27 protein-coding genes and 1 pseudogene are annotated in these 24,294 nt (G+C 74.6%); 16 read left to right on the top strand and 12 right to left on the bottom strand.

Translation table 11 applies throughout. The annotated features are described in order from the left end of the window. Window positions 1-5 precede the first annotated feature (5 nt). Window positions 6-677, bottom strand: a complete 672-nt coding sequence (locus ACIP5O_RS10465; RefSeq protein WP_401291914.1) for a HEAT repeat domain-containing protein — start codon at window positions 675-677, stop codon at window positions 6-8. 101 nt (window positions 678-778) lie between these two features. Between ACIP5O_RS10465 and ACIP5O_RS10470 the strand changes: the two genes are divergently transcribed. Then, on the top strand, window positions 779-1,213 hold the full coding sequence (locus ACIP5O_RS10470) for a VOC family protein (protein ID WP_401291036.1): 435 nt from the start codon (window positions 779-781) through the stop codon (window positions 1,211-1,213). A 36-nt stretch (window positions 1,214-1,249) separates the two neighbouring features. Here ACIP5O_RS10470 and ACIP5O_RS10475 read toward each other — a convergent pair. Together ACIP5O_RS10475 and ACIP5O_RS10480 are read right to left on the bottom strand one after the other, a co-directional pair. Then, window positions 1,250-2,103: pseudogene (locus ACIP5O_RS10475) on the bottom strand (phosphotransferase). 91 nt (window positions 2,104-2,194) lie between these two features. Beyond that, a complete protein-coding gene (locus ACIP5O_RS10480; RefSeq protein WP_401291039.1) occupies window positions 2,195-2,869 on the bottom strand; it encodes a formylglycine-generating enzyme family protein in 675 nt (224 codons plus the stop codon). Window positions 2,870-3,011: 142 nt separating this feature from the next. On the opposite strand from ACIP5O_RS10480, the gene ACIP5O_RS10485 reads away from it, so the two are divergent. After that, window positions 3,012-3,635 carry a PadR family transcriptional regulator gene (locus ACIP5O_RS10485; protein WP_401291042.1) on the top strand — a complete coding sequence of 208 codons (624 nt, stop codon included), beginning with the start codon at window positions 3,012-3,014 and terminating at the stop codon, window positions 3,633-3,635. 60 nt (window positions 3,636-3,695) lie between these two features. Here ACIP5O_RS10485 and ACIP5O_RS10490 read toward each other — a convergent pair whose 3' ends face one another. Then, complete coding sequence (locus ACIP5O_RS10490) at window positions 3,696-3,920, bottom strand: hypothetical protein (RefSeq protein WP_356544881.1); 225 nt, start codon at window positions 3,918-3,920, stop codon at window positions 3,696-3,698. A 197-nt stretch (window positions 3,921-4,117) separates the two neighbouring features. Here ACIP5O_RS10490 and ACIP5O_RS10495 point away from each other — a divergent pair, with 197 nt between their 5' ends. From ACIP5O_RS10495 to ACIP5O_RS10505, 3 genes are all read left to right on the top strand, one after another. Further along, on the top strand, window positions 4,118-4,759 hold the full coding sequence (locus tag ACIP5O_RS10495) for a Clp protease N-terminal domain-containing protein (RefSeq protein WP_401291046.1): 642 nt from the start codon (window positions 4,118-4,120) through the stop codon (window positions 4,757-4,759). Window positions 4,760-4,800: 41 nt separating this feature from the next. Continuing rightward, entirely contained in the window at window positions 4,801-5,847 is a 1,047-nt protein-coding gene (locus ACIP5O_RS10500) for an EamA family transporter (protein WP_401291049.1), read from the top strand. Between the two features lie 175 nt (window positions 5,848-6,022). Next, on the top strand, window positions 6,023-6,985 hold the full coding sequence (locus ACIP5O_RS10505) for a DMT family transporter (RefSeq protein WP_401291052.1): 963 nt from the start codon (window positions 6,023-6,025) through the stop codon (window positions 6,983-6,985). A 23-nt stretch (window positions 6,986-7,008) separates the two neighbouring features. On the opposite strand, the gene ACIP5O_RS10510 is transcribed toward ACIP5O_RS10505, so the two are convergent. Both ACIP5O_RS10510 and ACIP5O_RS10515 read right to left on the bottom strand, forming a co-directional pair. Continuing rightward, complete coding sequence (locus ACIP5O_RS10510; protein WP_401291055.1) at window positions 7,009-7,653, bottom strand: FMN-binding negative transcriptional regulator; 645 nt, start codon at window positions 7,651-7,653, stop codon at window positions 7,009-7,011. Window positions 7,654-7,678: 25 nt separating this feature from the next. After that, the gene (locus ACIP5O_RS10515) at window positions 7,679-8,473 is read right to left on the bottom strand and encodes a pyridoxamine 5'-phosphate oxidase family protein (RefSeq protein WP_401291058.1); all 795 of its coding nucleotides are present in this window, start codon (window positions 8,471-8,473) and stop codon (window positions 7,679-7,681) included. 35 nt (window positions 8,474-8,508) lie between these two features. On the opposite strand from ACIP5O_RS10515, the gene ACIP5O_RS10520 reads away from it, so the two are divergent. After that, the gene (locus ACIP5O_RS10520) at window positions 8,509-9,843 is read left to right on the top strand and encodes an aminotransferase class I/II-fold pyridoxal phosphate-dependent enzyme (RefSeq protein WP_401291061.1); all 1,335 of its coding nucleotides are present in this window, start codon (window positions 8,509-8,511) and stop codon (window positions 9,841-9,843) included. A 300-nt stretch (window positions 9,844-10,143) separates the two neighbouring features. After that, complete coding sequence (locus ACIP5O_RS10525) at window positions 10,144-10,992, top strand: oxaloacetate decarboxylase (RefSeq protein ID WP_401291064.1); 849 nt, start codon at window positions 10,144-10,146, stop codon at window positions 10,990-10,992. Between the two features lie 52 nt (window positions 10,993-11,044). Here ACIP5O_RS10525 and ACIP5O_RS10530 read toward each other — a convergent pair whose 3' ends face one another. Then, complete coding sequence (locus ACIP5O_RS10530) at window positions 11,045-12,112, bottom strand: DMT family transporter (RefSeq protein ID WP_401291067.1); 1,068 nt, start codon at window positions 12,110-12,112, stop codon at window positions 11,045-11,047. Window positions 12,113-12,187: 75 nt separating this feature from the next. Here ACIP5O_RS10530 and ACIP5O_RS10535 point away from each other — a divergent pair, with 75 nt between their 5' ends. From ACIP5O_RS10535 to lepB, 3 genes are all read left to right on the top strand, one after another. Then, complete coding sequence (locus ACIP5O_RS10535) at window positions 12,188-13,090, top strand: LysR family transcriptional regulator (protein ID WP_401291070.1); 903 nt, start codon at window positions 12,188-12,190, stop codon at window positions 13,088-13,090. Between the two features lie 131 nt (window positions 13,091-13,221). Further along, window positions 13,222-14,265: an AraC family transcriptional regulator gene (locus ACIP5O_RS10540; RefSeq protein ID WP_401291073.1), complete on the top strand. Its 1,044-nt coding sequence runs from the start codon at window positions 13,222-13,224 to the stop codon at window positions 14,263-14,265. 172 nt (window positions 14,266-14,437) lie between these two features. Further along, a complete protein-coding gene (gene lepB / locus ACIP5O_RS10545; protein WP_401291075.1) occupies window positions 14,438-15,046 on the top strand; it encodes a signal peptidase I in 609 nt (202 codons plus the stop codon). Between the two features lie 5 nt (window positions 15,047-15,051). Here lepB and ACIP5O_RS10550 read toward each other — a convergent pair whose 3' ends face one another. Then, the gene (locus ACIP5O_RS10550) at window positions 15,052-15,666 is read right to left on the bottom strand and encodes a TetR family transcriptional regulator (protein ID WP_356544902.1); all 615 of its coding nucleotides are present in this window, start codon (window positions 15,664-15,666) and stop codon (window positions 15,052-15,054) included. A 187-nt stretch (window positions 15,667-15,853) separates the two neighbouring features. Here ACIP5O_RS10550 and ACIP5O_RS10555 point away from each other — a divergent pair, with 187 nt between their 5' ends. The 6 genes from ACIP5O_RS10555 (at window position 15,854) to ACIP5O_RS10580 (ending at window position 19,808) form a co-directional block, all read left to right on the top strand. Next, window positions 15,854-16,534 (top strand): cholesterol esterase, encoded by a 681-nt coding sequence (locus ACIP5O_RS10555; RefSeq protein ID WP_356544904.1) that lies wholly within the window; start codon window positions 15,854-15,856, stop codon window positions 16,532-16,534. A gap of 194 nt (window positions 16,535-16,728) precedes the next feature. Beyond that, window positions 16,729-17,322: a DUF6114 domain-containing protein gene (locus ACIP5O_RS10560; RefSeq protein ID WP_401291079.1), complete on the top strand. Its 594-nt coding sequence runs from the start codon at window positions 16,729-16,731 to the stop codon at window positions 17,320-17,322. After that, on the top strand, window positions 17,319-18,104 hold the full coding sequence (locus ACIP5O_RS10565) for a DUF6230 family protein (protein ID WP_401291082.1): 786 nt from the start codon (window positions 17,319-17,321) through the stop codon (window positions 18,102-18,104). Before ACIP5O_RS10560 ends, ACIP5O_RS10565 begins: the two co-directional genes overlap by 4 nt. Next, window positions 18,098-18,484 (top strand): DUF6114 domain-containing protein, encoded by a 387-nt coding sequence (locus ACIP5O_RS10570; protein WP_401291085.1) that lies wholly within the window; start codon window positions 18,098-18,100, stop codon window positions 18,482-18,484. Before ACIP5O_RS10565 ends, ACIP5O_RS10570 begins: the two co-directional genes overlap by 7 nt. Then, a complete protein-coding gene (locus tag ACIP5O_RS10575) occupies window positions 18,481-19,104 on the top strand; it encodes a hypothetical protein (RefSeq protein WP_401291088.1) in 624 nt (207 codons plus the stop codon). The genes ACIP5O_RS10570 and ACIP5O_RS10575 overlap by 4 nt, the downstream gene beginning before the upstream one ends. Next, entirely contained in the window at window positions 19,101-19,808 is a 708-nt protein-coding gene (locus ACIP5O_RS10580; RefSeq protein ID WP_401291090.1) for a DUF6230 family protein, read from the top strand. The genes ACIP5O_RS10575 and ACIP5O_RS10580 overlap by 4 nt, the downstream gene beginning before the upstream one ends. A 58-nt stretch (window positions 19,809-19,866) precedes the next feature. Here the strand turns inward: ACIP5O_RS10580 and ACIP5O_RS10585 are convergent, their stop codons facing one another. The 4 genes from ACIP5O_RS10585 to ACIP5O_RS10600 all read right to left on the bottom strand — a co-directional run bounded on the left by ACIP5O_RS10585 (window position 19,867) and on the right by ACIP5O_RS10600 (window position 24,216). Further along, a complete protein-coding gene (locus ACIP5O_RS10585; RefSeq protein WP_401291093.1) occupies window positions 19,867-20,628 on the bottom strand; it encodes an anti-sigma factor domain-containing protein in 762 nt (253 codons plus the stop codon). Beyond that, complete coding sequence (locus tag ACIP5O_RS10590) at window positions 20,625-21,215, bottom strand: sigma-70 family RNA polymerase sigma factor (protein WP_401291096.1); 591 nt, start codon at window positions 21,213-21,215, stop codon at window positions 20,625-20,627. Before ACIP5O_RS10590 ends, ACIP5O_RS10585 begins: the two co-directional genes overlap by 4 nt. Window positions 21,216-21,297: 82 nt before the next feature. Further along, window positions 21,298-23,454 (bottom strand): MMPL family transporter, encoded by a 2,157-nt coding sequence (locus ACIP5O_RS10595; protein WP_401291099.1) that lies wholly within the window; start codon window positions 23,452-23,454, stop codon window positions 21,298-21,300. A 270-nt stretch (window positions 23,455-23,724) separates the two neighbouring features. Next, entirely contained in the window at window positions 23,725-24,216 is a 492-nt protein-coding gene (locus tag ACIP5O_RS10600) for a MarR family transcriptional regulator (RefSeq protein ID WP_356544921.1), read from the bottom strand. Between the last annotated feature and the right edge of the window lie 78 nt (window positions 24,217-24,294).

Raw genomic sequence — 24,294 nt, forward strand, 5'->3', positions numbered from 1 at the left:
GCCTGTCACCCCTCCTGGCCGGCCCCGCCGAGGGCCACGACGCGCTTCGCCTCCTCGACCGCGGACTCGAACCCGGCGTCAGGGTCGCGCCACAGGCGTTCCGTGGCGATCGCGTGCGCGCGCACGTCGGGGTCGGGATCCGTCGCCGCGCCGGCGAGGACCGGCAGCGCCGCCTCCCCGAGCGCGATCAGCGCCCGGCTGAGGCTCAGCCGCGTCTCGCGTCCGCCGCGTCCGAACTGTGTCGCCAACCCTACGGCCAGCCCGTGCTCCTCACCCTCGGGCACGAGGACGACCGCCGCCCGCCAGGCGCTCCGGGCCACCTCGTCGTCGGCGTCGGCCAGCAGCGCCGGGGTGATCACCGGCCACGCCCGCCGGTCCCCGATCTTGGACAGGGTGTGCAGGGCCTGGCTGCGGGCCTGCGCGCGCCCCGAGCGGACCTCGTGCAGGAGCTTCGGGACGGTCGTCGGCGACGGGTGGCGGGTGAGCGCCCAGGTCAGCATCTCCCGTACGGAGAAGTCGGGTTCGACCGCGCACCGTTCGACGAGTCCGTCGACGGTCCCCGGGTCCGGGGCCGTGCCGATCGCCAGCGCCGCCCGCAGCCGGACGGACGGGGCGTCGCTTCCCAGTGCCCGGAGGACCCGCTGTACCGTCCCGCCCTCTTCCTCTTCCTTCGACATGGTCATCGGGACCACCTCCTCGGCGCCAGTGAAGGCCTTGTCACGGTGTCAAGGTCAAATATGGGTTCCCGGCGGACGGCACGTGCCCCTAGGGTGTGCCGATGCCAAAGACCAGGAAAGTCCAGATCACCTTCGACTGCGCCGACCCCGAGCGCCTCGCCCGGTTCTGGTGCGAGGTGCTGGGTTACGTCCTGCCGCCGGTGCCCGAGGGGTTCGACACCTGGGACGACTACCACCGCTCGCTGCCGCCCGAGCACGAGGTGAAGTGGTTCGCCTGCGTCGATCCCTCGGGCGAGGGCCCACGGCTGTTCTTCCAGCGGGTCCCGGAGGGCAAGGTCGCCAAGAACAGGGTGCACCTCGACGTACGGGCCGGCACCGGGCTCGTGGGCGAGGAGCGCCTCACCACGCTCCAGGCGGAGTGCGCCCGGCTGGTCGAGCTCGGCGCGGTGCACCTGTACACGCTGTTCGCCGACGAGGAGAACGAGTCCTGCATCACGATGCAGGACATCGAGGGCAACGAGTTCTGTCTGGACTGAGGTCCGCGAGGGTGTCCCCGGCCGGGGACACCCTCTTCATCGCCCCCGGTGAGGACGTAGCAGGGCGGCCGTGAACGTCCGGCGGTGGTCCGCCGGCCAGGTCTGCGCGCGGTCCCGGTGTTCCCCTCCACCGCGCTCGGCCGACGCCCGGAGGCAGACGGGGTCTGCGTCGGCCGCGCGCCGGGCGACGAAGGACCGGCAGACCTCCGTGGCCCGCTTGACGACGCCGGGCAGCTCGGCGCGGTCCCCCGCCGAGAGGCCGCAGCCGTCGGCGAGAGGCCGCAGCCGTCGCCGAGAGCCCGCAGCCGTCGGCGAGGGTCCGCAGTCGTGCGGCCGCGTCCAGCCCGGGGGATGGAGAGCGGCCGCGGACTCGGGATCGAGCATGGGCACCCAGGAGGGGGCGGTCAGGGCAACGTCCCGGAGGGGACGGCCCGGGGCCGCCAGGTCGAAGTCGATCAGGGCCGCGGCGCGACCGTCGCGGAAGACGACGTTCTCCGGGCACACGTCGTTGTGGCACAGCGCCGTTCCCCCTTCCGGGTCGGTGAGGTCCGGGGTCCACGCGGCGCGGATGCCGACCGCGACGGCCGCGCCGGTCTCGCGCAGACGCCGCAGCAGGCTCCCCACCGAGGCGAGGGCGGAACTCGTCATCGCCCGGTCCGGGAACGGCGGCAGAGCCGCGTCGCCGGGGAGGGAAGTCAGCCGCTCACGGCCCTCCGCGATGAGACCGACAGGGGTCGGCGCCGCGTCGAAGCCGTGCTCCTTCAGCGCGAGGAGACGGGCGTGGAGGGCGCGCACGGTGCGCGGCGCCGGTCGCTCCACCCATTCCCCCGGCGGAAGACCGCCCCCGCGTCCATCATGCCGCCGGTCAGTGCCTCGTCCTCGGCCGTCATGAGGATCACGCTGTCGCCGGACCGCCCCCGCGCGGGCCGGACCGCACACGTCGTGGATCAGCGCACGTGACAGATCAGCGCACGTGACAGATCAGCGCACGACGGAACGCGCGACGCGGAATCCCACGTCGTCGACCTGGAAGGTCGGGTGGCTGCGGCGCCGCGCGGAGGCCCGGCAGCTCCAGTGCTCGTCGAACCAGCCACCGCCGCGGAGCACCCGGTAGGTGCCGTAGACCTCGGCGTCGTAGACATCCCAACACCAGTCCCAGACGTTGCCGAGCATGTCGTGGAGCCCCCACGCGTTGGGGCGCTTGCCGCCCACCTCGTGGACGCGCTCGTGCGAGTTGCCGCGGTACCAGCCGATCTCGTCGAGATCCCCGTAGCGCGGCCCGGTCGTCCCGGCGCGGCAGGCGTGCTCCCACTCGGCTTCGGTCGGCAGTCGGTACCCGTCGGCGGACGCGTCCCACTCGACGTCCTCGGTCTCGGCGCGGAGGTGGTACGCGGGCGTGAGGCCGTCGCACCGGGACAGGGCGTTGCAGAACCGCACCGCGTCCCACCAGGAGACGCCCTCGACGGGCAGCCGGTCCCCGGGGACGGCGCTCGGCCGCCGGCCGGTGACCTGTGCGTACAACGCCTGGGTGACCGGGGACGCCGCGAGCCGGTAGGGCGCGAGTTCGACCGCCCAACTGCGCCGCGTCCGCCGGTCCGACAGCGTCACCCGCCCCGGCGGGATGGCGATCATCTCGGTCCCCGTCATCACGTCCATGATCAAAAGATCCTAACGGGGCCCGTCCGTGCGGGACGACGGTGCGTCGCCTTCCGGCCCTCTTGCTCACCGAACAGTTCCGATATATCGTTGAGGCATCGCGATGGTTCGTAGAAGAAATCCCGATGGAAGGAGCGTTGCGATGCGTTCACATGGACACGAGTACGGAAACGGACACGGAGCCGGTCGTGGAGGCCGTGGCCCCGGAGGCCGGGGAGACTTCGAGGGACGGCGCGCCGCCTTCGGGCCCTTCGGGCCCGGGTTCGGCGGCGGACCGTTCGGCGGAGGCCCCTTCGGGGGACGGGGTCGCGGTGGCGGCCGGGGACGGGCGCGGCGCGGTGACGTGCGGGCCTCGATCCTGGCGCTCCTAAAGGACCGCCCGATGCACGGCTACGAGATGATCCGCGAGATCGGCGAGCGCAGCGACGGGGCCTGGAAGCCCAGTCCCGGCTCCGTCTACCCCACCCTCCAGCTGCTGGAGGACGAGGGGCTGATCACCAGCGCGAGCGAGGGCGGCAAGAAGCTGTTCACGCTCACCGACTCCGGGCGCGCCGAGGCCGAGAACGGGCCCGAGGCCCCCTGGGAGGAGGCCGGGCGCGGGGTCGACTGGGAGGCCGTGAACGAGATCCGGCAGGCCGGCTTCGGTCTGATGGAGGCGTTCGGGCAGGTCTGGAAGACCGGCAGCCCCGAGCAGCGGGAGAAGGCGGTCGCCGTGATCAACGAGGCGCGCAAGAAGCTGTACCTGATCCTGGCCGACGAGCACTGAGACGAAGGGGAAGGGGCCCGCGGTGATCGCCGCGGGCCCCTTCCTCCGCTTCTCCCGCCCTCAGGACCGGTGGACCGTCAGCTCCGCCGTGGCCGGGCCCGCCCCGTCGCCGATCCACCGGATCTCCGCCGCGTCGAAGCTGTCGGAGGCGCGCGGCGCCCCGTCCTCCTCGTGGCAGTGGAACGCGGCCCAGAACAGATCGGCCGGCAGCGCCTCCCGGGGCGCGTACACCCGGTACACGTACTGCCGCCCGTCGAGCGCGAGCAGACCCACCGTCCAGAACACGTTCGGAAGGACGAGCGGAGGGGGGTCGTGGTTGCAGAAGGGGCGCGGGGCAAGGCGGCACGCGCCTTTCCGGGCGTGTCGGGGGCAATCTCCTTCCCGAGGAGGAGGAACCGCGCGTCCGTGCCCACCTCCGGTGGGATGCGGACATGCTTCTCCCCGGTGATGTTCCGGCCGTCCCGGCCTGATGAGGTGGGAGCGTGCACAGTCCCGTCCCGCGCCCTCCGTCGCTCCGGCAGCCCGCCGCCCTGCGCGCGGAGCTCCTCCCCTTCCTGACGCCGTCGCTCGCGGCGGCCGTCTCGGGCGCGCGCCGCAGGGCCCTGCGGGACGGGGACCGCCAGATCGACACCGCGCACCTGCTGCACTCCCTCGTCGAGTCCGACCCCGAGGCCGCCGCCGTCTTCGAGGGCCGCGAGCAGCTCGCCCGCGTCCTCGGCTACCTCGTCCAGCGGTCCATCGGCTACGGCCTGCGCTGGCAGCGCTCCGTCGAGGACTCGGGAGCCCGGCGCCTGCTGCCCGCGACGCGCGGGGCCGAGCCCCGGGACGTCCGGGCCTCCGGCTGGTCGCCGGCCGCGGCAGCCGCCCTGGAGGGCGCCCTCCGGCGGGCCGCCGAGCGCGGCGAGCCGCAGGCCCGGGGCGTCGACCTGCTCGCCGTCGTCGCCGCCGACCCCGAGAGCCGGGCCGTCGAAGTGCTGCGCCGCGCCGGGGTCGACCCGGCCGCCCTGGCCGCCCGCGCCGACCTCCTCGGCACCCCGTGCGAGGCCCTCGACCGCGCCGGTGACCCCGCCCTCGGCGGCGCCTCCGACGGAGCCCGCCACGGGGGGCCGTCTCAACAGGTGTAACGGGGGTTACACCCCTGACGGCGTCCTGTCATGATGACCCCATGCACGCGTCTCAGGGGAGAAGCGCCGGCCTGGGACTCGCCCTGGCCTCGGCCTTCGCATTCGGTGGTTCGGGAGTGGCGGCCAAGCCGCTCATCGAGGCGGGACTCGACCCGCTCCACGTCGTCTGGCTCCGGGTCACCGGCGCCGCGCTCGTCATGCTGCCGGTGGCCTGGCGCCACCGGGACCTCCTGCGCCGCAAACCCGCCCTCCTCCTGGGCTTCGGACTGCTCGCCGTCGCCGGCGTCCAGGCCTTCTACTTCGCCTCGATCTCCCGCATACCCGTCGGCGTCGCCCTCCTCGTCGAGTACCTCGCCCCGGCCCTCGTCCTCGGCTGGGTGCGCTTCGTCCAGCGGCGGCCCGTCACCCGCGCCGCCGCCTTCGGCGTCGTCCTCGCCGTCGGCGGCCTCGCGTGCGTCGTCCAGGTCTGGTCCGGACTGAGCTTCGACCTCCTCGGCCTCCTCCTCGCGCTCGCCGCCGCCTGCTGCCAGGTCGGCTACTTCGTCCTCTCCGACCAGGGCGCCGACGAGGCCGAGCCGGCCGACCCGGTCGGCGTCATCGCGTACGGACTGATCGTCGGCGCGCTCGTCCTCACCGTCGTGGCCCGGCCCTGGGGCATGGACCGGGCGGTCCTCGGCGGCCGCGCCACCATGGACGGGACGACCGTGCCCGCCTGGCTGCTGCTCGGCTGGATCGTGCTGATCGCCACCGTCTTCGCCTACGTCACCGGCGTCGTCTCGGTGCGCCGGCTCTCCCCGCAGGTGGCGGGTGTCGTGGCCTGCCTGGAGGCCGTCGTCGCGACCGTCCTGGCCTGGGTCCTGCTCGGCGAACACCTGGGCGCGCCGCAGATCGTCGGCGGCGCGGTGGTCCTCGTCGGCGCCTTCATCGCCCAGTCCTCGACGCCGAAGGCGCCGCCGTCCGCACCCGTGGCCGGCGGGGCGGGCGACGCGGACGGGGCCGGGGCGGCCACCGACGACGGGACGGGTCCCGGGGCGGTCGGCCGGGATGCCCGGGACGCCGGGTTGTCCGCCGGACGGACCGCCCCGTAGGGTGCCGATCATGCGTCTGACCGTGCTTCCGCCTCCCGCCGCCTAGCGCGCGCGGAGGCCTTCCCCGACGAAGACCGGACCCGAGCGGCGATCCCTCGCCGCCGGGTGGTTCGTCGCTGCCCGCGCGCGGAGCCGAGCGACCACCTTTCCCTCCTGTCTTCCACGGAGAAGTCACGTGTCGAACTCCTCGGGATCCGCCCTGTCCGTCGGGCGGAGCCTCTGCTATCTGATCGTCGCCGGGATCGCCTGGGGCACGGCCGGTGCCGCCGCCTCGCTGATCTTCCGCGTCAGCGACATGGGCCCCCTCGCCCTCTCCTTCTGGCGCTGCGCCGGCGGCCTGGTCCTGCTGCTCGGCGCCCTCGCCCTGCGGTCCCGCCGCGCGGCCGTCCCCGCCGTGAGGGAACCGCGCCGCCGGAGGGCGGTCCGCATCCTCGGCACGGGCGTCGGACTCACGGTCTTCCAGAGCACGTACTTCGCCGCCGTCGAGGCCACGGGCCTGGCCGTCGGCACCGTCGTCACCCTGGGCGCCGGCCCCGTCCTCATCGCGCTCGGCGCCCGCCTCACCCTGGGGGAGCGGCTGGGCCGCGGCGGGGCCGCCGCCGTGGCCGGAGCGCTCGCCGGGCTCGTCGTCCTGGTCATGGGCGGCGGTGACGCCGAGGTGCGCCCGGCGGGCGTCGTCCTCGCGGTCGTCTCGGCGGCCGGGTACGCGGCGATCACCCTGCTCACCCGCCGGCTCGGCCGCGCCGGCGGAGGCGCGGACGCCCTGACCACGACCACCTGGGCCTTCGCGATCGGGACGGCCGGGCTGCTGCCCGCGGCGCTCGCGGAGGGACTCGTCCCGCACACCGACGAGCCGGTGGGCGTGCTGCTCCTCCTCGTGTACGTGGCGGCGGTGCCGACCGCGCTCGCGTACGCGCTGTACTTCGCCGGAGCGGCGGTCGTCCGGGCCGCCACCGTCTCCGTGATCATGCTCCTGGAGCCGGTGAGCGCCGCCCTGATCGCGGTCTCGCTCCTCGGTGAGCGGCTCACCGCCGCGATCGTGCTCGGCACGCTGCTGCTCCTCGCCGCCGTCACGGGCCTCGCCTTCGCGGAGACGCGGACGGCGGTGGAACGCAGGCGCGAGGCCGCGGCGGTGTAGAGGCGGCCCCCTTCCGGCGGGTGTCAGCCGGTCGTGAGGCGGCGCAGCTGGTGGGTCCGGGCCTCCCGGTCGCCGGGGCCGTCCCGTTCGGAGAGGTGCCGGGCGATCCGCTGCCGGACCTCTCGCGGCTTGTTGCCCGCGTACTTGAACTTGGCCCGTACGCCGGTCACTTCCAGGTCGAGGACGCGGATGCCCGACAGGAGGCGGCCGAACGGGACCTCGCCGGGTGCGGCGGGCGCGGTGCCGCCCTCCGGCTGGAAGCGGGCGACCTGGCGGTTGAGGAGCTCGGCCTTCTCCGCCGGGTCGTCGACCACGCGCGCGGTGCAGTGCAGCTGGACGGCCGCGTAGTACGAGGTCGGCGTGCCGTGCTCGGACGGCGCGCCCTCGGGGGCCGTCCAGTGGCCCGGTACGAAGACGTAGTCGTCGACCACGCTCAGGAGCACCGCCGGGCTCGCCTCCAGGGCCCGCCAGAGCGGGTTGGGCCGGGCCAGGTGGGTCAGGACGCGGCCGTGGGGGCCGGGCTCCGGTTCGTACAGGAAGTGCGTCGGCTGCACCCACGGCGGTTCGCCCGGCGGGCCGTTGACGGCGAGCTGGCCGAAGTCGTGCCGGGAGAGCCACGCGCGCCACTCGTCCTCGTCGTGCGCCGCGTCCCAGGGGTGGATCAGCATGGTCCGTGCGTCCCTTCGCCCGCCGTCAGAGCGCGGCGAGGTAGCCGGGCAGGGCGACGGACGGGTCGAGGTCGTCCGCCGGGACCGGGGCGCCGTAGCCGCCGCGCACGGGGACCACGCCGGCCCAGTGGGGGAGGGCCAGGTCCTCGGGGTCGTCGTTGGGGCCGCCGGTGCGGACCTTCGCGGAGACCTCGTCGAGGTCGAGGCGGATCACGGCGGTGGCGGCGAGCTCCTTGGCGTTCGCGGGGCGCGAGTCGGCGGAGCGGCCGGGGACGACGTGGTCCACCAGGGCGTCGAGGGCGATCCGCAGCTCCTCGGGGTCGGTGACCCGGTGGGCGGTGCCGTGGACGACGACCGAGCGGTAGTTGAGCGAGTGGTGGAAGGCGGAGCGGGCCAGCACGAGGCCGTCGACGTGGGTCACGGTCAGGCAGACCGGCAGGCCGGGGGCCTTCGTGCCGTCGCCGGTCGCGCGCAGCGGCCGCGAGCCGGTGGAGCCGTGCACGTAGAGGCGCTCGCCGACCCGGCCGAAGAGGGTGGGGAGCACGACGGGCGCGCCGTCGCGGACGAAGCCGAGGTGACAGACGTAGGCCTCGTCGAGGATCGAGTGGACCAGTTCCCTGTCGTACGAGGCGCGCTCCCGCGAGCGGGTGGGGACGGTCCGGGCGGTCGGCGTGTAGGCGGCGGGCGGGACCGGGGCGGGGATGGCGGTGGCAGCCGTTTCCGGGGCCGGGGTGGCAGCCGGGGCCGGTTCCGGGGCGGGGGCGTCGGTCGGCGTCGGTTCCGGGGTGGTGGGCGGGAGGCCTTCGGCGGTGGCGCTCATTGCGTACTCCATTGCACTAGTGCATAATCGTGTTTGTGCTAGGAGAGTATCGGATCGAAGGCCGCCGCGCATCGGACATCGCCGCCAGCGTCGAGCGGGGGGTCGGCGCCGGAGCGCTCGCGCCCGGCCAACTCCTCCCGCCCATGCGGGAACTGGCGGCCACCCTGGGCGTGAATCCCAACACCGTCGCCGCCGCCTACCGCACCCTGCGCGAGCGCGGGGTCATCGAGACCGACGGGCGGCGCGGCAGCCGGGTGCGGCCCCGCCCCGCCACGACCGCGCGCGGCTCGATCCGGGTCGAGGCGCCCGCCGGAGTGCGGGACGTGAGCAACGGCAGCCCCGACCGCGCCCTCCTCCCGTCCCTCGACGCCGCCCTCGCGGAGGTCGCGCGCCGCTACGCCGAACAGCCCGGCATGTACGGGGAGGCCCCGGTCGACGAGGAGTTCGGGCGGCTCGCCCGCGCCGCCTTCGACGCGGACGGCGTGCCGGGCGGGCCCGTCGGCGCGGCCTCGGGCTCCCTCGACGCCATCGAGCGGGTCCTCGCGGTCCACCTCAGGCCGGGCGACGCCGTCGCCGTCGAGGACCCGGGCTGGGGCAGCCTCCTCGACCTGGTGCCCGCGCTCGGACTGCGGCCGGTGCCGGTCGCCGTCGACGACGAGGGGCCGCTCCCGGAGGAGATCGAGCGCGCGGTCCTGCGGGACGGGGCACGGGCGGTGATCGTCACCGACCGGGCGCAGAACCCGACCGGCGCCTGCGTCACCGGCGACCGGGCCCGGGAACTGCGGCGGGTCCTCGCCGCGCACCCCGGCGTCCTGCTCGTCGAGGACGACCACGGGCACGGCATCGTCGCGCAGCCGCTCCACCCCCTGGCCGGGGTCACCGACCGCTGGGTCTTCGTCCGCTCGGTCGCCAAGGCGTACGGCCCCGACCTGCGGATCGCCGCCTTCACCGGGGACGCCGAGACCGTCGACCGGGTCCTCGGGCGGCAGCGGCTCGGCCCCGGCTGGGTCAGCCGGCTGCTCCAGCGGACCGTCGCGCACCTCTGGGCCTCGGAGGCGGTGGACCCGGCCGTCGTCGCGCGCTCGTACGGCGAGCGGCGCGACGGACTCGTCCGGGCCCTCGCCCGGCACGGCGTCGAGGCGTACGGGCGCTCCGGCATGAACGTGTGGGTGCCGGTCGCCGACGAGACGGGCGCGGTCGCGCGGCTCCTCGCGGCGGGCTGGGCGGTGGCCCCGGGCGCGCGGTTCCGGATGGACACCGGTCCGGCCGTCCGGCTCACCGTCTCGGGCCTGGCCGTCGCGGACGTCGAGCCCCTGGCCGACGCCGTCGCGGGGGCGGCGGGGCCCGCGCCGGCGCGGAGTTACGGGTAGGTCTCCTCCGGAAGGGGGTACGGGTGGGGGCTTCTCCGGAAGGGGTTGCGGGTGGGGGCTTCTCCGGAAGGAGTGACGCGTGGGGGCTTCTCCGGGAGTGCCGTCACCCGCGGCACGTAGCGTCCCAGTGACGTTTCTGCGGTGAACGCGCTACGCCTGGAGGGTGAGTCGCCCCCCTGCGGGGCGGAAGTCCCCCTCCCGGTCGGGGAATCATCGGGTTCCGGCGCGGGCCCGCCGTTCCGCGGTGGTGCGCGCCCCTTCACGTTTCCCGTGTTTTCCCAGACCCCCAGGAGTCGGACGATGAGCCACGGCAGCAGGTTGCGCGACCGGATCGCGGAGCCGGGGACGACCCCGCTGATCGGCGTGTACGACATGTACTCGGCCTCCCTGTCGGCCGCGCACTACGACGGGATGTTCGTCTCCGGGTTCGGCTTCGCCGCCTCGTACTACGGGCTTCCGGACACCGGCTTCATCGCCTGGCCCGACATGGTCGCCTTCGTGCAGCGGCTGCGCGGCGCGTTCCCCCGGCACCACCTCCTCGTGGACATCGACGACGGTTACGTCGACCCCGAGGTGGCCTGCCACGTGGTGGAGGCCCTGGAGCGGACCGGCGCCTCGGGCGTGATCCTGGAGGACCAGAAGCGTCCGCGCCGCTGCGGCCACGCGGACGGCAAGCAGGTCCTGCCGCTCGACGAGTACCTCGCCAAGCTGGAGATGGTCCTCGCCACCCGCCGGGACATGGTCGTGGTGGCCCGCACGGACGCCACCGAGGAGGAGGACATCCTCCACCGGGCCAAGTGCCTGGCCGCCACCGACGCCGACGTGGTCCTCGTGGACGGCGTGCGCAGCGTGGAGTGGATCCGCCGGATCCGCGAGGTGGTCGACGGCAAGCCGCTGCTCTTCAACCAGATCGGGGGCGGCAAGTCCCCGCGCCTCTCGCTCGCCGAACTCACCGAGCTCGGCGTGGACGTGGCGATCTACAGCACCCCCTGCCTCTTCGCCGCCCACGAGGCGATCGACTCGGCCCTCGCCGAGCTGAAGCGCGCCGACGGCAGGCTGCCGGCGCCCGCCCCGGACGGCGGCGTCGGGGTCGCCGCCTCGACGCGGCTCCTGGAACGGAACATCGCCCGCCGGCGTACGCGGGTCTGAGGGGGAGGCGGGGGGCCGTACCCCCGGGTCGTCACCCCGGGGGTACGGAAACTCAGGCGCAGGCGGCGGGCTTCGGGAGGGCGGGGGCCGGCTCCGGCGCTTCCGGGACCGGAACCGCCGCCCCGGCAGGGGGAGCCGTGCGGCGGCGGGAGGTGCGGGTCTGGGTGAGGGCCGCTCCCGCCAGGACCACGACGGCGCCGACCGGGGTGTTCCAGCCGAACTGCTCGCCCAGGAGCGTGACGCCCGCCGTCGCGGCGATGACCGGGATGAAGTACGTGACCATGGAGGCCGTCGTCGGGCCGACCTCCGCGACGATGCCGTACTGGAGCAGCATCGCGTACCCCGTGCCGAGCGTGCCGAGCGCGATCACGGCGAGCAGCGGCAGGAGCTCCACCGACTCCGGGATCGAGGTGAACAGCGGGGCGACCACGGCCAGTTGCAGCGTCGCCAGGCCCACCTGGGAACCGGCGAGCGAGAGGTTCGAGGCGCCGGTGCCGGTCAGCGTCCGGCGGACGTGGATCCAGCCGACCGCGTAGCTGAAGGAGGCGAGGAGGGCGAGCGCGGTGCCGGTCACGTCCAGGCCGGAGAAGCCCTGCCAGGCGCCGAGCACGGTCAGCACGCCGACGAAGCCGATGCCCAGGCCGGCCGCGCGGACCCGGGTCGGGCGGTCCTCGGAGAGCGCGACGAGGGAGAGCAGCATGCCCCACAGCGGGGTCGTCGCGTTGCAGATGCCCGCCAGGGTCGACGGGATCGTCAGCTCCGCGTACGCGAAGAGGGAGAACGGCAGGGCGTTGAGCAGGAAGGCCGCGACCGCCAGGTGGCCCCAGACGCGGGCGCCGCGCGGCAGCCGGTCGCGCTTCACGACCAGGGCGACGGCGAGCACCGCCGTACCGAACAGGAGCCGTCCGAAGGCGACCTGGAGGGGCGCGAAGCCCTCCGTGCCGACCTTGATGAAGAGGAAGCTGAAGCCCCAGACGAGGGCCAGCGCGCCGAACCGGACGCGCCAGTCGAGCAGGCGGGAGGCGGGACGGGACGACCCGGCGGGAGGGACGGCGGGCGGAGTGGAGGAAGGAGGGGAGGGAGGGACGGCGGGGACGGAGGGCGGGGCTGCGGGGCTCATGCCACTCAGGGTGAGGGCGAACGACGCCTTAGGACAAGTGAGACTTCCTCGACCCCTTCCCTTAGGATCGCTTACATGTTGAACCTGGAGCGCCTCCGCACCCTCGACGCCGTCGCCCGGCACGGCTCCGTCAGCGGCGCGGCCGACGGGCTGCACGTCACGACCTCCGCCGTCTCCCAGCAGCTGTCCAAGCTGGAGCGCGAGGTCGGGCAGCGGCTGCTCGCGAAGAACGGGCGGGGCGTGCGCCTCACCGACGCCGGGATGCTGCTCGCCGAGCACGCCGCCCGGATCCTCTCCCAGGTCCAGATGGCCCAGGCCGACATCGAGGCCCAGCGGGGCCGGGTCGTGGGCGAGGTGCGGCTCGCCGGCTTCCCCACGGCGGCGCGGGGCCTCTTCCCGGGCGCGCTCGCCGCCCTGCGCGCCGGACATCCCGAACTCCGGGTCCGCACGACGGAGCTGGAGCCGGAGCCGGGGGTGCGCGCGGTGCTGCGCGGCGACGCCGACCTCGCGATCGTCCTGGACTGGAGCAACAAGCGGGCGCCCGTCCCCGGCGGCCTGGAGCGCGCCCACCTCTTCGACGACACCGCCGACGTGGCGCTGCCCGCCGGGCACCCGCTGGCCGGACGCGAGGCGGTGGACCTGGCCGACTTCGCCGACGAGGAGTGGGTGTCCTGGCCGGAGGGCGAGTTCTGCCACGACTGGCTGATGTTCACCCTGCGCTCGCAGGGCATCGAGCCGCGCATCGGTCACTTCGCGGGCGAGCACCACACCCAGCTCGCGCTGGTCGCGGCCGGGCTCGGCGTCTGCGTGACCCCCCGCCTCGGCCGCCCGGTGCCGGAGGGCGTCGCCTTCGTGCCCGTACGCCAGAAGATGCGACGCCACATCTACGCCACCTGGCGCGCCGACGCGGGCCGCCGCCCCTCCGTACGGGCGGTCGTCGGGGCGCTGCGGGCGGTGGCCGAGCCACTGGGGTGCTGAGGCACGGCCTTCCGGGGCGAACCGAAGCGCCTTACAGTTCTCGTTAGAATGTCCGAACCTGGACATCCTTCCAGGAAAGTGTCCAGCTTCGGGGTCCGGAGCGCGACGCGGCCGGAACGGAGGCGACGCACGTGTCGACACGGTCGGTCAGCTCCCACCACGTGCGGGCCGCGCTGCTCGGCGCCGAGCGGCGCGGGATGGCCGCCGGGCCGCTCCTCGCCCGGGCCGGACTGCCCCCGGCGCTCCTGGAGGAGCCCCAGGTCCGGGTGCCCGCCGAGCAGTTCGGCCGGCTCGTCAGGACGCTGTGGGACACCCTGGACGACGAGCTGATCGGCTTCGGCGGCGCGCCCAGCAAGGTCGGCACCTTCGCGATGATGGCCCACGTCGTGGTCCACGGCAGCCGGGACCTGCGCGAGGCCCTCCGGCGTGCCCAGACCTTCTACTCCCTCTTCCCGGCCGGACCGCGCTTCCGCCTCGTGGAGCCCGGACCGGGCCCGGAGGTCCCCGACGGCGAGGAGGCCGACGAGGCCCGGCTGGAGTTCGACGTCTCCGGGTACGACGACCCCCTCCACTTCGGCGCCGAGTCCACCGTCCTCGTCGCCCACCGCTTCGCCGGCTGGCTGATCCGGCGCAGGATCGGCCTGCGCCGGGTCGAGTTCGTCCACCCCGAGCCCCGGCACGCCCGGGAGTACGACCTCCTGTTCGGCGCGCCCTGCGTCTTCGGCGCGGAGCGGACGGCCGCCGTCTTCGACCGGGCGGACCTCTTGGAACCCGTCCTCCGCGACGGCGCCGCGCTCAAGGTCTTCCTGCGCCGCGCCCCCGTCGACGTGCTCGTCTCCGCCGACTACGGCAGTACGGTCACCGGCCGGGTGCGGCACCTGATCGGGCGCGCCCTGCCCGCCGGGCCGGTGCCGACGCCCGAGGAGCTCGCCGTCCGGCTCTCCGTCAGCCCGCAGACCCTGCGCCGCCGGCTGGCCGCCGAGGGGACGACGTACCAGCGCCTCCGCGACCAGGTGCGGCGCGACCACGCCCTCGCCGAACTGGCCGGCGGTCGCGTCTCGATCGAGCGGCTCTCCCGGCAGCTCGGGTTCTCCGAACCCAGCGCGTTCCACCGGGCGTTCCGGCGCTGGACGGGCGAGACGCCCCGGGCGTACCAGGGGAGGGGGCGGGGGTAGTCCCCTCGTAGGGTGCGGACGGCCCGTACGGGCCGCGAGGCCCGGGCGTGCCGCGGTCAACAACCCTGAGCGGTACGGTCACAGCCGTCGTCCGCCGTCCGGCCTACCGTCCCGCCATGACCGAAATCGACCGGTCCGGTGGCGTGCGGCCCCCGGACCCCACCCGACGCCGGTGAACGCGCGCCGGGCGGCCGGCGCCGTCCTCGGGACCGGAGTCGCGCTCTGCCTCCTCGCCTGGGTGGCCGTCACCGCCCTCGGCATCCGGGTCGACGGCACCAGCATGGCCCCCACCCTCCACCAGGGCGACCGCGTCCTCGCCGCCCCGGGCTCCGCCGGGGAGGCGCGCCGGTTCGACGTGGTGCTGCTGCGGGCCTCCCACAAGGACACCCTCCTGGTCAAGCGGGTGATCGGGCTCCCCGGCGACCGGGTCGCGATCGTCTCCACGCCGGACGAGCCCTTCCAGGTCCTCCTCCAGGAGGGCGGCAAGGGGCCCCTGTACCGGGTGACGGCGTCCCAGTGGACGGCGCAGGCCCACCGTACGGGCGCCTGCTGCACCCCGGAGGGCAGCCGCTCGTCGCGGGCGGCGCTGCGGGCCGTGCCCGAGGGCGCGTTCTTCTACCTGGGCGACAACCCCGACCTGTCGGACGACTCGCGGGCGTACGGCTGGGGCGAGATCGACCGGATCGAGGGGAGGGTCGGCGTGCGCGCCTTCCCCGTCTCCGCGTCCCCGGACATCGGCAACCGGCCCGTCCTGGAGGAGTACCGGGGGGCGAGCCCCTGAGGCGGCTACGTCACCGGGCCCGGCGGGAGCTCCTCGCGGCCCGTGCTCAGGGCGACCCTGACCACCGTGTCCGCGACGCGCCGTGCCGACTCCTCGGGGGAGGCGGTGGCCTGCACGATGTGACTCGCCGTCAGCCGCACCGCCGCGTCCACGGCCAGCTCGCGCGCCACCGGGTCGACGGTGGGCCAGGCCTCCGTGACGTACGCGTCGGCCATCGCCGTGGCCGTGGCGAACGCCGCCGCGGACCGGGTCGTGAGGTAGGGGAGCAGTCCGTCCTCGCCGGTGCTGGTCAGCATGGCCCTGATCAGCGGGTTCCGGCCGGCCAGCGTGAGCGTGAAGCCGACGGCGGCCTCGACGGCCGCGCGCAGGTCGTCCCGGTGCGCGTCCAGGCCCGCCTGGATGCCGACGAGGCAGCGCTCCAGCTCGCGCTGGAAGAGGGCCTCGCCGACCGCCTCCTTGGAGGGGAACTCCGAGTACAGCGTCTGCCGGCTGACGCCGACCGCGCCGGCCAGGTGCGCCATGCGCAGCTTGTCGAAGCCGCGGTCCGCGACCGCCTCGTACGCCGCGTCGAGCAGGCGCTCGCGCAGCAGTGTCCGGACCGTCTCCCTGAACCGTGGCATCGGCCAAGCCTAGTCCAGAGGAATTCTCCCCAGAATTGTCCGAAGTGTTGACACTCCACAAGAGAGTGTCCAATTCTCGAACATGCAGCCGCAAAGTGTCACCCGTCTCCGACCATCCGGCCGAGGACGCACGGCTGTGTTCGCACCCCACCCGCGCGGCACGTGCGGGACGACGGTTGGAGAGCACATGCAGGAAGAGACCAGAGGGGTCACCCGCTGGCGCAGATCGGTGTTCCTGGCCCTGCCGGCCACCGTGGCGGTCGGCGCCATGGCCACGGCGATGGTGCAGGGCGCCCTCGCCGCGAACCTCTCGCTGACGAGCGTCCCCTTCACCCTCAGCTCCAAGACGGTGGCCGCGCCGCAGGGCATCGGCGCGGTCATGCACACCGTCGACGCGGGCGGGCCGAAGGGCTCCGCCGAGGTCGGCCTCGCCAAGGCGGGCCTCGACGGCATCTGCGTCCACGCCGTCCAGTCGGTCGACCTCCCGGTGATCGGCAGCCTCGGCACCTGGTCGCTCAACATCTCCTCGCCGGCCGCCGCGACCCCGCTCACCAGCGAGCAGCTCGTGGCCGGCGGCGGGCTCCAGGCGAACAAGCTGGTCCTCGACGCCCAGGCGCTCAAGGCGTCGACGGCCACCCTGCACGCCGCCGACGGCAGCCCGAACGTCATCGGCGCGGCCGCCGACAGCGCGGGGATCAAGAGCACCGGCATCAACGACGGCACCGCCGGCCAGTTCGGTCTGGACGCCACCGGTGGCCGGACGGACATCAAGAACCTCAACGCCGACGCCAACGCCGCCACGATCTCCGGCGCGATCACCCTGCCCGACCTGGCGATCGGCATCGCCCACGGCGACAAGGGCTGCTGAGCCGCACGACCCCGGCACGCCGCCGCCCCACCGGCGGGGCCCGCGCCCTCCGGAACCCTCCCGGTCCTCCGGGCCCCTTCGGGACTCCAGATCCCTCCGGGACTCCCGGAGGCGCGGGCCCCCGCCCCGGCCCCCGCCCCCGCTCCGTACCTCCCCGCTCCCGTACCTCCCCGACCCACCGCTGCGAGGCCTCCATGAGCACCGATCCGCCGACCGACCCGCCCGAACCGACCCGGCCGACCGGAGGGCCCGCGTCCACCGAGGAGTCCGCGTCTGCCAAGGGGCCCGGCTCCACCGGGAGAGTCGCGTTCACCGGGGAGCCCGGGGAGTCCGCACCGGCCGGGCGCCCGCGCGGCGCTCGCGCGGCCTTCCGCCGCTGGCGCCGCACCCGGCCCTTCTGGGCCGCCGTCTGGACCGGGCTCGGCGGCTTCGTCATCTTCTTCCTGCCGATGGCACCCCTCGGCAAGATCCTCCAGGTCGGCGTCGGCGGGATCGCGGGCATGGCGGGCGGAGTCGTCCTCATGGCGATGGCCCTGCTCATCCTGCTGCTGCCGAGCCAGCGCCACACCGCCGGCGTCCTCGCGGTGATCGCGGGCGTCGCCTCCTTCCCGCTGTCGAACCTCGGCGGCCTCTTCGTCGGCATGGTCCTCGCCGTCCTCGGCGGCTCCATGGCCTTCGCCTGGCTCCCCGAGAAGCCCGCCGGGCGGACCCGCGGCCTCCTCCGCCGCGACCGGAAGGCCGCCGAAACCCCCGTACCACCCATGTCCATCGGGAGCGGATCCGCATGAACCACCTCTTCTCCGGCGCCCGCGAGCTGGGCACGTCCTTCGCCCGGATGCGCACGACCGGCGCCCGCGCCGCCGCCGACTGGAACACCCGGATGCTGGCCGAGGCCGCCGACGACACCCGCCGCGGCACCCGCTGGGGACGCGGCGCCCTCGCCCTCGTCCCCTCGGCCCTGGCCATCGGCGCCCTCGGCACGGCCCTCGCCCAGGGGGCGCTGGCCGCCAACTTCAGCGTCACCGGGGAGCCCTTCACCCTGACCTCCAACGGCGTCCAGGGCAGCGGCTTCGGCGCCATCGTCAACACCCCCGCCGTCGGGCGCCCGGACGGCACCACGACCACCAACACGGCCATGGCGCGCGTCGGTTTCGCCAGCGCCGGGCTCGCCGGACTGTGCGGGATCGTCCACCAGAAGATCGCCGGCGTCCCGTACTCGCTGCTCCTGACCGGCGGTCAGAAGGTGACGGCCACCCCGCCCGGGACCTTCACCACCGACATCGACGCCTCCAACCTCTACATCCAGGCCACCGAACTCCAGGCGTACGGCCCCACCACCCTCCAGAACGCGGTGCTCGGCCAGTCCGCCGACCAGGTCACCGTCGCCGGCAAGCCCCTCACGGGCGCGCTGCCCGGCGGGTTCGGACTCGGCTCGGCGGGTGGCGAGGGCGGCAGCTCCATCAAGCTGCACGGCCTCAACGCCACCGCGTACGACGCGGAGATGGCGGGCGCCCTCGTCCTGCCCGACCTGAAGATCAAGGTCGTTCCCGGATCGGCCACGACGTGCTGAGCCGGATGCGGGCCGCGTGGGCGTGGTTCCGGGCCTTCCGCCGCACCCGCCCCTTCTGGGGCGGGGTGTGGCTGGTCGCCGGGGGCTGGACCGTCCTCAAGTTCTCCCTCAGCTCCCTGCAGTTGATCGTGAGCACGGGCTTCGGGGGGATCGCCGGCTACCTCGTCGGCGGCGGGATGATCCTGTGCGGCCTCGTCCCGATGGCGCTGCCCGCCCAGCGGTACACCTTCGGGCTCATCGGCGCGATCCTCGCCGTCGTCTCGCTCGTCGTCTCCAACCTGGGCGGCTTCCTGCTCGGCATGGCGCTCGGCGTCCTCGGCGGCTCCATGCTGGTCGGCTGGGGAGCCAAGCGCCCGCGCCGCAGGGCGGTGGAGGGGTGACGACCCGGCCGGGCGGGACCCGGCAGCGGGCCCTCGCCGTGAGCACCGCCCTCGTGCTCGCCGTCGCCACCGCCGTCTGGTCGGGGCAGCCGGGCAGCGCCGCGGGGGCGCCCGCCGCGGTCCAGCCGCTCGGCGTCCCCTTCCTGCCCTCCCCGGACCCGCTGCGCGTCACCATCGACAGCATGGTCGCCGTCTCGCTGAGCGTCGACAAGGACGTCACCATCCGGCTCTCGGACGGCACGACCCGGACCACCAACAAGTACACCTTCACCAAGCTCAAGATCCGCTCGCACATGAAGGTGGTCCAGAAGGCGAACGGCCACACCGTCACCATCGACGTCCCGGACGAGGGCTCCCTCGGCGGCTACGACAGCGCGGGCAAGCCCGAGACGACGACGATGTGGGGGAACATCAGCAACGTCTGCCTCCGCGTCCTCGTCAAGATCTGCGGGGTGCAGGGCCTCCTCGACTTCTTCGGCTCCCTCATCCCGCTGACCGCCGGGGCCGAGGACTTCGCCGGGGACATCTACGCGATCCGGACCGTCGACGACCACGCGGCCCTGAACTCCACCGACAACCCCGTCCACCTCCCCGGAACCATCACGGTGACCTCCCCATGAGCCCCGAAAGCCGCAGCGCCCCCGAGGAGGGGCGCACCCACTGGCGCCGGTCCCTCGCCGTCGCCGTGCCCGCGCTGCTCGCCGCCGGCGGCCTCGGGACCGCCATGGCGAGCGGCGCCCTCGCCGTCGGCCTCCGGATCCAGGACCGGCCCGTCGACTTCACCACCAGCAGCCTGTACGGGACGCAGTACGGCGCCGCCGTCGTCGACCAGGCCGTCGTACGGCCAGACGGCTCGGCCGGGACCGTGCGGGTGCTCCGCATGGGCTTCGCGGACGGCATGATCAACGGCCTGTGCCTGAGCCAGAAGCAGCAGATCGGCGGAGCCACGTACACGCTGATGCTGACCCTCGGCGACGACAACCCCGGCTCCTGGGAGATCAGGACCAAGAACACCGTCCTCGACCTGAAGAACGCCACCGGCGTCCTCGACATGGACGGCGTCGTCGACCTCAACACCAACGGCGCCGACGTGAAGACCGTCAAGGACTCCTCCGGGGCGTACGTCGACAACCCGCTGGACAGCCCGCAGCACCGCTTCGGCATCCAGGCTCGCTACGCCAAGTTCGACCGGATCGTCGGCACCGCCCAGGACTTCCAGCTCCCCGGCCTGCTCACCGCCCCGAAGCTGAAGCTGTCCGTGAAGCCGGGCTCGGTGGCCTGCCCCGCCCCGCCGGCGCCCACCGGAACACCGGGAACACCGTGAGCGCAGTGAGCGGGACGGGGCGGCCGCCCCCGGGCCGTGGCCGCCCCGTCCCGCCGCCTCAGGCCGTCGGCATCGCCATCGTCGCCACCGGGTCCGAGGTCGGGCGGGGCGAACCGCCCGCCGGCTCCACGGTGATGCCGATGCCGGCCGAGCGGTTCGCCGGCCCCTCCAGGAGGACCGTCGAGGTCGCCGTGCCCGGCGTCATCAGACCGGCGGGTCGCATCGTCCCGGAGTCGTCGTACCAGAGCTGGTAGACCTTCCCGGGCGGCGGCGCCGGCATCCCCGCGGCGGCGAACACCGCCCGGTCCTGGGACGGGGAGTGGACGAGGGTGCCCACCGCGCCGTCCGCGAGCCGGGCCGTGGAGACCCGGGCGTCGGGCGCGGCGAGGACGGCCGCGACCGCCTCCGCGCGCTCCTGCGCGACGGCCGCGCGCCGGTCGGCGTCCTCGGCGCGCTCGTACTGCCACCCCGCGACCCCGCCGAGCGCCACCAGGCCGGCGACCGAGGCGGCGAGGGCCCAGCGGGGCAGCCGCCGCAGCCCCCGGAGACCGCCCGGCGACCGGCCGACGGGCCGGGTGGGGGGCGGGAGCTGGCGGACGTCCACGATCCGGCGCAGCACCTCGGCGCGCAGGGCCGGGTCGATCGGCTCGGCGACGGCCAGGCCGAGGCGCGCGGTCGTCTCGGAGAGTTCGCGGACCTCGTGCGCGCACGGGGCGCAGTGGGCGAGGTGCCGTTCGAACGCCTCCCGCTCCTCGTCCGTCTCCAGGCCGTCGAGGACGTAGGCGCCGGTCAGCGTGTGCAGCTCGTCGGTGGTCGTCACGCCGTCACCCCCAGGCAGTCGCGGAGCCGGATGAGCCCGTCGCGCATCCGGGTCTTCACGGTCCCCAGGGGCAGCGAGAGCAGCTCCGCGACCTCACGGTAGGTCAGACCGCGGTAGTAGGCCAGGGTCACGGACTGGCGCTGGCGCTCGGTGAGACCGCGCAGACAGCGCCGTACCCGCTCGCGGTCGAGGCGGCTCTCCACCTCCTCGGTCACCTCGTCGTACGCGGGACTGTGGTCGAGCAGCGCGACCCGCCGGGCGCGGTCCGAGGCGGCCTGTTCGGAGCGCACCCGGTCCACGGCCCGGCGGTGGGCGAGGGTCAGCGCCCAGTTCAGGACGGAGCCCCGGTCCGGCCGGTAGCGGGCGGCGGAGCGCCAGAGGTCGACCATCACCTCCTGCGCCACCTCCTCGGACTGCGCGGGATCGCGCAGCACCGAGCGGACCACGCCCAGGACGGGGCCGGAGACCCGGTCGAAGACGCCGGCGAAGGCGTCCTGGTCCCCGCGGGCCACCCGGACCATCAGCTCGGGCAACCCCTCGCTCCGGTCCGGGACCGGACCGCCTCCGACGCGTGCGTGCTCTCTCATCCGCCTGTGCCCTCCTGCGTGGCCTCGGGTCCACTGCTCCTGCGGGGTCTTCGGAGCGGCGGTCCCGAGGGATTGGTCCGGTCTACGAACGGTCCGGCGCGGTCGCCCCCCTCACGTCCGCCCCGGCCGTCCCTTCCTCCGGGAGGCGGCTCAGCGCGCCCGGCCACCACGCCCTCGGGCCGAGGTCGCGGACCAGGGCCGGGACGAGGAGCGAGCGGACGACCAGGGTGTCGAGCAGGACGCCGAAGGCCACGATGAACGCGATCTGCGCCAGGAACGCCAGCGGGATCACGCCAAGCGCGGCGAAGGTCGCCGCGAGCACCACGCCCGCCGAGGTGATCACGCCGCCGGTCGCGGTCAGGCCGATGCGGACGCCCTCGCGCACCCCGTGGCGCAGCGACTCCTCGCGGACCCGGGACATCAGGAAGATGTTGTAGTCGACCCCGAGCGCCACCAGGAAGACGAAACCGTACAGCGGCACGGAGGAGTCCGTGCCGGTGAAACCGAGGACGTGCTCGAAGACGAGCGCCGAGACGCCCAGGGTGGCGGCGAAGTTGAGCGCCACCGTGGCGACGAGGAGCAGCGGCAGCACGAGGGAGCGCAGCAGCGCCACCAGGATGACCAGGATGATCGCCAGGACCACCGGGACGATGAGCGTGCGGTCCCGGGCGGCGGTGCGCTGGGTGTCGTACTGCTGCGCCGTCGAGCCGCCCACCAGGGCGTCCGAGCCGGGGACCGCGTGCACGGCGGTACGGAGCCGGGCGATCGTCTCCCGTGCCGCGTCGCTGTCGGCGGCGTCGGCGAGGGTGGCGTCGATCCGGACCCGGCCGTCGACCACGAGCGGCTTCCCGGGGGCCGGGCGGCCCGTCGCGTCCACCGGGAACGCCGAGTCGACGCCCTCGACGTCCCGCGCGGCGGCGGCCACACGGGTCGCGGCCCCGGCGTCGACGACGATCACGGCGGGGTTGCCCGCGCCGCCGGGGAAGTGGCGGCCGAGGGTCTCCTGCGCGGCGACGGACGGCGCGTCGTTCACGAAGATCTCGTCGAAGGGGACGCCCCGGGAGTTCAGGGCGGGCGCGAAGGCGGCGCAGGCCAGGAGACCGGCGAGGGTGATCGCCCAGACCTTGCGGGGCGCGCGGTCGACCACGGCGGCGACGCGCTGCCAGAGGGCCTGCCCGCCCCGGGCGGCCTCGGGGTCCGCGCCCTCCGGGAGCGCCTTCGGGCGGGCCGGCCAGTAGGCGGCGCGGCCCGTGAGGACCAGGGCCGCCGGGAGGAAGGTGAGCGCGCTGACCACCGCGCAGACGATGCCGATGGCGCCGACCGGGCCGAGTGCCCGGTTGTTGGACAGGTCGCTCGCGAGCAGGGCGATCAGCGCGAGGGCGACGGTGGCGGCGCTGGCGACGATCGGCTCGACGGAGCGGCGCAGGGCCTTGCGCATGGCGGCGAACCGGTCGGCGCCCGGGGCGGTGAGCTCCTCCCGGTAGCGGGCGGCGAGCAGCAGCGCGTAGTCGGTCGCGGCGCCGATCACCAGGATGGACAGGATGCCCTGCACCTGGCCGTCCACCCTGACCAGGTCGGCGTCGGCGAGCACGTACACGATCGCGCAGGCCAGGCCGAGGGCGAACACCGCGCCCAGGATGATCATCAGGGGCAGCAGGACGCTGCGGTAGACGACGAGCAGGATCAGCAGCACCGCGACCAGGGCGACGGCGAGGAGCAGCCCGTCGATGCCGGAGAAGGCGTCGGAGAGGTCGGCCTGGGTGGCGGCGGGGCCCGCGAGCCACACGGTCGTCCCGGGCACCGGGGCCGCCGCCTGCCGGACCGCGTCGAGCGTGTCCGGCAGGGCGTCGCCGAGGTCGGGCCGGAGCGGGACGACGGCCCGCAGGGCCTTTCCGTCCTCGGAGGCCAGGGCGGGGGAGGGCGGCCCGGCGGTCCCCGGGCGGCCGGAGAGCGCGGCGAGGGCCCGGGTGGCGGCGTCGGCCGAGCCGGGCTCCAGGGTTCCGCCGTCCTTCGCCGTCCACACCACGATCGCGGGCACCGACTCCGAGGTGCGGAAGGCCTTCTGCGCCTCGATGACCTTGGTGGACTCGGCGCTGCGGGGCAGGAAGGCCGCCTGGTCGTTGGTGGAGACCTCGCCGAGCCGGCCGGCGAAGGGGCCGAGCCCGCCGCCGACGGCGAGCCAGACGAGGAGGAGGACCAGCGGCACGAGGAAGCGGATCCGGCGGGGGACGCGGGGCATCGGGTCTCCGAACTATGACTTGAGTATTAACAATCTCAATGATTGAGAGAAAGGTGTACCACTCCCGGGAGGGGCCGGACGCCCGGGTACCCGGAACGGGCGGTCGGATGCCACGGAACACCGCGTACGCGTGCTCTCGTGGGACCTTCGGTGGTGACGGGCCGTACGGATGCACCCGTTCGGCGTAACGCGTACGCGTTCGCGTTACGCGACGCGCCCGTCCCGCGGGACGCCCGCTCCGTGGGACGCCCGCTCCGCGACGCGTCCGTCTCAGCGGCGCGGTACGCGCAGGGCGCCCAGTTCGTCGTTCAGGACGTTCAGGAAGCGCAGGGCCACCGCGAGTTCGTCGTCGTCGAACCGGTCCCGCGCCCGGGCCGTCGCCTCCGCGAGCGGCAGGAAGTACCGGCGGGCCGCCGCCCTCGCCCCGTCCTCGTAGTGCACGTGCACCACGCGGCGGTCGGCGCTCTCCCGGGACCTGCGGACGTGCCCGGCCCGCTCCAGCCGGTCCAGACAGGCCGTCACCGCGCCGGAGGTGAGCCCGAGGTGCTCCCGGAGCCGCCCCGGCGTCAGCGGCTCGGGGCTGTCCAGGACGACGGCGAGGGCCTGCACGTCCGTGGGGTGCAGCCCCTGCGCCTGGGCGAAGCCGTGCACGAGGCGGTTGATCTCGCCCTGCGTCCGCCGCAGCGCGACGGCGAAACTGTGCAGGTCACCGACGGCGCCCGGAGGGGCGGCGGAAACGTCTCGGTCTTCTTCGCGGGCCACGCGTTCAGCCTATAGACATCGCCCTCCCGCATCCGTCCGGGCCATGGTGGGAGAAGAAGCGGCGTGGGACCCGCCCCG

The sequence above is a fragment of the Streptomyces sp. NPDC088915 genome (genome assembly GCF_044749825.1).
GTDB lineage: Bacteria > Actinomycetota > Actinomycetes > Streptomycetales > Streptomycetaceae > Streptomyces.

Excerpts from the sequence above, each read along its gene's own strand:
- ACIP5O_RS10465 (WP_401291914.1), bottom strand. The coding sequence starts at position 677 with ATGTCGAAGGAAGAGGAAGAGGGCGGGACGGTACAGCGGGTCCTCCGG.
- ACIP5O_RS10470 (WP_401291036.1), top strand. The coding sequence starts at position 779 with ATGCCAAAGACCAGGAAAGTCCAGATCACCTTCGACTGCGCCGACCCC.
- ACIP5O_RS10480 (WP_401291039.1), bottom strand. The coding sequence starts at position 2,869 with ATGGACGTGATGACGGGGACCGAGATGATCGCCATCCCGCCGGGGCGG.
- ACIP5O_RS10485 (WP_401291042.1), top strand. The coding sequence starts at position 3,012 with ATGCGTTCACATGGACACGAGTACGGAAACGGACACGGAGCCGGTCGT.
- ACIP5O_RS10500 (WP_401291049.1), top strand. The coding sequence starts at position 4,801 with ATGCACGCGTCTCAGGGGAGAAGCGCCGGCCTGGGACTCGCCCTGGCC.
- ACIP5O_RS10510 (WP_401291055.1), bottom strand. The coding sequence starts at position 7,653 with ATGCTGATCCACCCCTGGGACGCGGCGCACGACGAGGACGAGTGGCGC.
- ACIP5O_RS10515 (WP_401291058.1), bottom strand. The coding sequence starts at position 8,473 with ATGAGCGCCACCGCCGAAGGCCTCCCGCCCACCACCCCGGAACCGACG.
- ACIP5O_RS10525 (WP_401291064.1), top strand. The coding sequence starts at position 10,144 with ATGAGCCACGGCAGCAGGTTGCGCGACCGGATCGCGGAGCCGGGGACG.
- ACIP5O_RS10530 (WP_401291067.1), bottom strand. The coding sequence starts at position 12,112 with ATGAGCCCCGCAGCCCCGCCCTCCGTCCCCGCCGTCCCTCCCTCCCCT.
- ACIP5O_RS10535 (WP_401291070.1), top strand. The coding sequence starts at position 12,188 with ATGTTGAACCTGGAGCGCCTCCGCACCCTCGACGCCGTCGCCCGGCAC.
- ACIP5O_RS10550 (WP_356544902.1), bottom strand. The coding sequence starts at position 15,666 with ATGCCACGGTTCAGGGAGACGGTCCGGACACTGCTGCGCGAGCGCCTG.
- ACIP5O_RS10555 (WP_356544904.1), top strand. The coding sequence starts at position 15,854 with ATGCAGGAAGAGACCAGAGGGGTCACCCGCTGGCGCAGATCGGTGTTC.
- ACIP5O_RS10560 (WP_401291079.1), top strand. The coding sequence starts at position 16,729 with ATGAGCACCGATCCGCCGACCGACCCGCCCGAACCGACCCGGCCGACC.
- ACIP5O_RS10565 (WP_401291082.1), top strand. The coding sequence starts at position 17,319 with ATGAACCACCTCTTCTCCGGCGCCCGCGAGCTGGGCACGTCCTTCGCC.
- ACIP5O_RS10580 (WP_401291090.1), top strand. The coding sequence starts at position 19,101 with ATGAGCCCCGAAAGCCGCAGCGCCCCCGAGGAGGGGCGCACCCACTGG.
- ACIP5O_RS10590 (WP_401291096.1), bottom strand. The coding sequence starts at position 21,215 with ATGAGAGAGCACGCACGCGTCGGAGGCGGTCCGGTCCCGGACCGGAGC.
- ACIP5O_RS10595 (WP_401291099.1), bottom strand. The coding sequence starts at position 23,454 with ATGCCCCGCGTCCCCCGCCGGATCCGCTTCCTCGTGCCGCTGGTCCTC.